A 1460-nucleotide genomic window follows, 5' to 3' on the forward strand; every position below is an offset into this window, starting at 1 on the left:
ATTTTTGAAATTTGCAATGATGCTTCAAACAGCGCTTCTTTATCTTCTTTTGAGTGCCAAACGATAGAGTTTTGCTCGATTTTGTCAATCTCAAATCCCAGCGGGCGCGCCTGCATCCACGAGTCGAATCCGATGCCCTCGATCTGCGGCTCTACTAAACGCAGCATCGTAGGACTCGCGTTTGCATACATATTTTTAGTAGCCATCACGGCTTCGTCGATACTAGCGTTTCGTAAAAATCCGTAAATTTGCTCCAACTGAGCGCCGTTTGTAAAAAGCGGCAAAAGCTCTTTTAAAGCGACAAAAGGGCTTAATAAAAATAAATTTTGTACCATCCTTTCGCATGCGGCTGCCGTAGCAAGCGTATAAATAGCGCCCGTAGATTCGCCAAGAACGCTAAATTTAACTACTCCTATGCCGCTTAAAAATTCCTTCATTCTAAGCCCAAACTTTAATAACGTATCGTCGTTTTTAAAAAGCGAACTTTTAAAATGCCCGCCGCGATATACTAAAATGAGCCTTATTTGATTTTCCTCGCAAAATTTAGCTACGGCCTTTGGCATCTGTGCGAGCATACCGTGGTGATAAACCAAAACCTGGCTAAAATTTTCGCCCGAGTCCTCATAGCTTAAAATTTTGCCGTTTGCGAATTTATATTCCTTCATCGTTTCTCCTAAATTTATGGATTTATACGCCAAGATTTGACGTTTTGGCTAGCTTGCCACATTTGACGGTATTTTCCATCTGCGGCGATCAGCTGCTCGTGGGTTCCATGCTGGATCAACTCTGCACCGTCAAAAACTAAAATTTGATCCGCGCTAGCGATAGTAGAGAGCCTATGTGCCGCGACTATAACGGTTTTGTTTTTTACAAGCTTAGAGATAGCTTTTTGCACCGCTGCCTCGCTGGACGTATCCAGAGCCGCCGTAGGCTCGTCTAGGATTACGATCGGCGCGTCTTTTAGCATCGCTCTGGCGATCGATATACGCTGAGCTTCGCCGCCGCTGAGCCGTCCGCTTTTTAAGACAGTATCGTAGCCGTACGGCAAACGCTCTATGAACTCATCGCAGTTAGCCGCTTTTGCCGCCGCGCGCACCTCGTCGAGGCTCGCGTTTGCGCTCATTTTTATGTTGTTTATCACGCTGTCTTCAAAGATATAAACATCCTGAAATACGACACTCGCGAGCTTTAATAGCTCTTTTTGGCTCATATTTTTTATATTTACGCCGCCTATTTTTATATCGCCCGCATTTGCATCGGCGTAGCGCATGATGAGCCTGGTTATCGTCGTCTTGCCGCTACCGCTAGCTCCGACTAAAGCAGTAAGGCTATTGGATGGCAGATGAAAATTTATGTTTTTTAGCGAAGGTCTGTCTGTATTCTCGTAAGTAAAATTTACGTTTTCAAATTTTACGTCAAAGGTACTAGGATTGCCAAATGGCTCGTCAAATTTAAGCTCC

At 44.5% G+C, this 1460-nt stretch carries 2 protein-coding genes; both read right to left on the reverse strand.

Features of this window, described 5'->3' with window-relative positions:
- Positions 1 to 665: hypothetical protein (locus tag Q0314_RS09020; protein ID WP_298058397.1), on the reverse strand; the 665-nt coding region annotated here is incomplete at its 3' end.
- A 14-nt stretch (positions 666 to 679) separates the two neighbouring features.
- Positions 680 to 1460, reverse strand: a 781-nt coding sequence (locus Q0314_RS09025) for an ATP-binding cassette domain-containing protein (RefSeq protein WP_298058399.1), incomplete at its 5' end; no start/stop codon positions are given.

It is taken from the genome of uncultured Campylobacter sp. (assembly GCF_938040115.1).
Taxonomy (GTDB): domain Bacteria; phylum Campylobacterota; class Campylobacteria; order Campylobacterales; family Campylobacteraceae; genus Campylobacter_A.